This is a genomic window from Geobacillus proteiniphilus, from assembly GCF_001908025.1.
In the GTDB taxonomy this organism is placed as follows: Bacteria; Bacillota; Bacilli; order Bacillales; family Anoxybacillaceae; genus Geobacillus; species Geobacillus proteiniphilus.
In genome coordinates this window covers 1-4,631 of sequence record NZ_MQMG01000092.1, presented here as the reverse complement: position 1 = coordinate 4,631, position 4,631 = coordinate 1, and the positions used below count along the sequence as shown (strand labels likewise).

Annotated in this window: 3 protein-coding genes and 3 pseudogenes; 4 read left to right on the top strand and 2 right to left on the bottom strand. The window is 43.4% G+C overall.

Annotated features, from left to right (window positions below; genetic code table 11):
* Positions 1–120: 120 nt before the first annotated feature.
* On the bottom strand, positions 121–1,287 hold the full coding sequence (locus BRO54_RS18410; RefSeq protein ID WP_239691299.1) for a transposase: 1,167 nt from the start codon (positions 1,285–1,287) through the stop codon (positions 121–123).
* Between the two features lie 181 nt (positions 1,288–1,468).
* Positions 1,469–1,621 (bottom strand): annotated as a pseudogene (locus tag BRO54_RS18405) (amidohydrolase); the annotation flags it as partial.
* On the opposite strand from BRO54_RS18405, the pseudogene BRO54_RS19645 reads away from it, so the two are divergent.
* From BRO54_RS19645 to BRO54_RS20690, 4 genes and pseudogenes are all read left to right on the top strand, one after another.
* Positions 1,614–1,781, top strand: a pseudogene (locus tag BRO54_RS19645) (AAA family ATPase); the annotation flags it as partial. The pseudogenes BRO54_RS18405 and BRO54_RS19645 sit on opposite strands and share 8 nt — an antisense overlap.
* 215 nt (positions 1,782–1,996) lie before the next feature.
* Positions 1,997–2,521 (top strand): annotated as a pseudogene (locus tag BRO54_RS18390) (UPF0236 family transposase-like protein); the annotation flags it as partial.
* 691 nt (positions 2,522–3,212) lie between these two features.
* The gene (locus BRO54_RS18385; protein ID WP_031206426.1) at positions 3,213–4,424 is read left to right on the top strand and encodes an MFS transporter; all 1,212 of its coding nucleotides are present in this window, start codon (positions 3,213–3,215) and stop codon (positions 4,422–4,424) included.
* A gap of 14 nt (positions 4,425–4,438) precedes the next feature.
* Positions 4,439–4,540, top strand: coding sequence for a flavoprotein (locus BRO54_RS20690; protein ID WP_239691298.1), 102 nt, complete (start codon positions 4,439–4,441; stop codon positions 4,538–4,540).
* Positions 4,541–4,631 lie beyond the last annotated feature (91 nt).

Here is a 4,631-nt window from a genome sequence, read left to right as displayed (position 1 = left end):
TTTTCTTTCACCCATTCCCCTTTTAAGGGAGATTCTCTCCCTAGTTTATGTTTTCATGAACAAGGGTATATTGACACTCCGCACGCCTAAAGGCATGGGATTCTTGGGTCGTTAACGCCCTCATCCATTTCTGGTTCGGACAACGCCCAAGTTCAGGGTTGTGTCATCACCCCGTCCCATCGGGTTACGATGTACCCCAATGGGCGGCGCACCTGTGACCAGTGCGCTAGGTTCAGCGGCGAAGCCCGAAATCGCTTTGGCGATGTTGATCGCGCCATTCAGATCGGCATGAATCGTATATCCACATTTTTTGCATTGGAAGTGGATGCCATGACGATTTCCCTTTTCCCGATGTCCGCATTTACACGTTTGGCTCGTGTAGGTCGGATCCACCCACTCCACCCGAATGCCCGCCATTTCCGCCTTATAGGCGATCATCGTTTGCAGTTGATGAAACGCCCAAGAATGAAGGCTTCGCCCCGCTTCTTTGGCCGATTTTGCTCGCTTGCGAATCCCTGTCAACGCTTCCATCCGAATCACGCCAACACCGTTGGCGAGGGCAAAATTCACGATTTGACGGCTGATTTTGTGGTTGACATCCTTCATCCAACGGGATTCTTTACGGCCGATTTTGCGAATCATATGAAGCTTCTTGGCTTTTCCTAATCTCCTTCGCAAAGCCGCGTATCGTCGGCGTACAAAGGCGCATTGGTTCCCTTTGAAAAACAACGATTTCGTTTCCACGCTGGCCACGGCGAGATAGCGAAGTCCTAGGTCAACCCCCATCACCTTTGTTTCGTGCCGCGGCTTTACTTCAAAGGTGATCGCGATCGCCAAGTACCATTTCTTTCTCTTTTTGTAGAGCTTGGCGGCCCCTTGTTTGGCGGTTCCATCGAGCAGCCGATTCAGCCACGCTTCTTGATCGGGGCGCGTGACGACCGGCACGCCGATTCGCTTCTCCAGCGTGGGGAAGGAAACCGTGTAGAACGATCCTTTCTTCTCCACCTTTAGGTTTTGATTGTTAAAACAACACCAGCATGTTCGAAACTTCTTTGTTTTCTGGTTTTTCTTTTGGGACTTCACTTCTCGAATCGTTTGATTCACGACGGCGGAAGGAAACCGCTGCGACGAAAACGCTTTAAACAGTTTGCTCGTCGCTTGATTCAGCTCGGGATGATTCAACAGCCAATTCGCAAAGGCGGTATTCACTTCTGTCATCCGTTCATACATGTCCTGTTTGACTTTTGTTGGGTTGTGCAATTCCAGCCTTAGTGTGATCGTCGGCATGGACTTACCTCCTTGTGGCGATGACAGGATGCCATTTTTTCAGAATCATTCAAGAAGAAAACGGCTCATTTCTTTCTCGTTCGCGAATCTGTAAAAAAGAACAATCATGTGAATTAGCGACAGAGAAATAGCATGCAATATATCGAGCCACCTTTATGATGTACAAAAAAGCGGAAGCATCCTACTCTACTTCCGCCAACAGTTTCAACGTCGCCGCGACAAACATTTGCACGCCGATCTCAAGCGCGTCTTCGTCAATCGTAAAGCGCGGGTGGTGGTGCGGGTAAACGATGCCTTTTTCTACATTGCCCGCGCCGACGTAGAAAAAGCATCCGATCTTCACCCCATCGTCGTTGGAGGCGATCGTTCTGCAATCGCGAGGCTGTCCCCGTGTGATCAACGCATTGGCCACGATGTGCCTGTTGTACGGGCATCAGCTGAAAAAGGACGTCATTGACGAGGAAGTGGTGCGCATGGCCTTAGAGGAAATGGGGGTATTAGCACGAAAGGAGCCGAATCGGCCTCTTTTGTGCTTTCTCTTTTCCATCATTCCATCAGGCGCGCTGGAAATCTTCATTTGAAAGAGCGTGCAAACGTTCCGAAAGAATGTGCAAAGTCCGGAATAATCGGCAAAAATTTTGCACATTATTTCGGAATCCATCTGAAATAATTTGAAAAAGGGATTCTGAAAGAATGTGCTAATTTACACGTGCGAAAGAAGCTGGCAAAACAAGACGAAGAAGGGCTTCTCGTGGAGCTGAACAGCACGGTCGGCACGTTGGAGGACGAAGCGAAAGAACAACAGCTGGCTGCCATGATCCGCCGGATCGAGTCGATGCCGGGATGCATCCAGGACGATCGGGAGTGGCTGTCCGAGCAAGGGGTGGAGACGACCGGCATGCGTCCGATGGGCCACGCCGAGAGCGTGATGAGCCGGTTGGCGCATCGGGTGAAATCCCGCCGCAGCTGGAAAGACCAAGGGCTTCGGGCGTTTCTAAAAGCGATGGTGGCCCGAATCGACGGGATCGGGTGGAGAAAGGGGCAGTTGGAGGAGGAAGAGCCCCGGAGGGCAGCCTCGGCCTCGACGAAGTCCAAGCGGATCGAACAGGCCAAACGGAAGGCAGGACGGTTGTGGGTGGATGTGGTGCGTCAGAATATACCGTGTCTGCAACGATCATCCGGGACGCCGATCCATCAAGCGTTGTCGGCACTCCGGGATGGTGGTTGGATGTAAAAAATGGAATACAATATGATCACCTCAAGATGAGGGATGAGGGTCCGAAAGCACTTACGATATCCATTCCTGAAAATGGTTCACTAACTAGTGATTGACAACGCCCGTAGTGAACCGAAAAAATGTTCTCCACAAAGTCTTGACTGACTCTAACACTAGGAAAAACTTGTGGATTCCTTGGTGATGTGCTAATCTATTCATGAGACATGAACCTCCTTGTGGGTAGTTGTGAGCACATCTATTTTACTCAAGGAGTCCCGTTCATGTCTCCTTTTTTGTTTGATTGTCAATTTATGTTAGCAAATTTGCTCATCTACAGTTCTTTAATACAAAATATAAGATATTTTGAATGGGATCAATCCAAGGAATTACCGGAAGTAAGTTTGACCGGTTATCTACAGTTATTTATGTCTAAACATTTTAATGAAACTATCAGCTAAATACCACCTTCTATGGGTGGTGTTTTTTATTCAACATAACATAAGATATGTTGCATTCAACGATATCCGACAAAACGAGACGAGGTATTACAAAAAACTCTTTACATTACCGTATTTTCCCGATAAAATAATTATTGTAATAACTGTAATATAATGAATATTTAGTTATATTAAAACCACCCCTTATCCTATGTTTTGATTTTGTTCTGTTTCACAAGTGCGTTACATGCCTAGTCTCAATCTTTCTAAGGGTGATCATTTTGAACGCTACAAAATTTTGTATAGCAACGTTTCTTTCAAACTTGGGGGACGTCATATACAGTGTTGTTATAGCTTGGTATATTGCTGACGTTTTACAATCAGGTTTTTTGATGGGAGCAGTTTTATTTTCCCTAGGTTTGTCGAGATTTATTGCTGGGCTTCTTTGCGGACCGGTTATTGATCGAATAGGGGCAAAGTTGTTTCTGTGGTTGTCAGACATGATAAGGACAATCATTGTGTTAGTTTTGGCTATTCTGTTATGGGATCATACTATCTCTTTTGTAATTCTCATAATGGTCTCCGTTTTGTTTGGAGCGATTGATGCTTTTTATTGGTCAGCCTCAGAATCAATAAAGCCAAGATTAGTCGCTACTGAATATTTGAGTCGTCTCAATAGTCAATACTTCACTGTTGTAAGAACAACGATCATTTTGGGCCCTTTAATCGCCGCTTGGATGGTTGAATCAATCTCAATAGAACATTCCTTGATAGCCATTTCTATCTTATATGCATTTTCAACTTTTTTAATTTTGTTTATTGACTCTAAAAATAGTCATCTTGAAAATATAAACGATAATAATGATAAAACTTCTTACTTTTCGGATTTAAGACTTGGTTTTAGTTTTTTGAATAGACAAAAAATGATTTTTTATTTGGTTATAACTATGTTTTTTGTAAATATTGGAGCAAACGGGGTTAATGTATTGTTCCCTTTTTTAGCTAAAAATGTTAGTGATGATGCTAAGTATTTAGGATATATATATTCATCGATGTCAATGGGAAGTTTGTTAACTGGTTTAATCTTTTCAGTTAAAAGCATTCACAAGGTTGAATTGAAGATTATTTATTTATCTTTTCTTTTACAAGCTACTGGTATTGCCGCACTATGTTTCACCCAAAATTTTTTGATTATTCTAATTTTCGTTTTTGTAATTGGCTTAATTATTGGTTTTATAGGAGTCCTTATACCTACTTTTGTTCAACGTTCTGTGCCTATTCATTTATTAGGAAGAGTTAATAGTATTATGATGGCGATTTCAATGCTTTCAACGCCAGTAGCCCAGTTTATTTTTGGGGTCAGTGTTGATTATTTCAATATAAAATATCTTTTCTTCATTGCAGGTGCTTTGGGTATAGTTACTAGTTTATCTTCGTTATTAATTAATGTGAGAAAAGGTACGCCAAGAGAAACTGTAATGTAAAGGAGGTGTTAAGCTTGAATATATTAGTTGGCGTTACAGGTTCTTCAGGAGTTGTTGAACTACCTATGTATTTACGAGTTTTTAGAGAAAAACTGGTTCATCACCAAATTTTGTGATTTAGTGACAAAAAAGAGAAAGCACTGACGAGATCCTGGCAATAATGTTAGCGGTGAAATCAACATTAAGGAGGTCTCGTAAGTGCTTTCG

Bases quoted from the DNA above. Each gene is read 5' to 3' on its own strand.
- BRO54_RS18410 (WP_239691299.1), bottom strand. From the start codon at position 1,287: ATGCCGACGATCACACTAAGGCTGGAATTGCACAACCCAACAAAAGTC.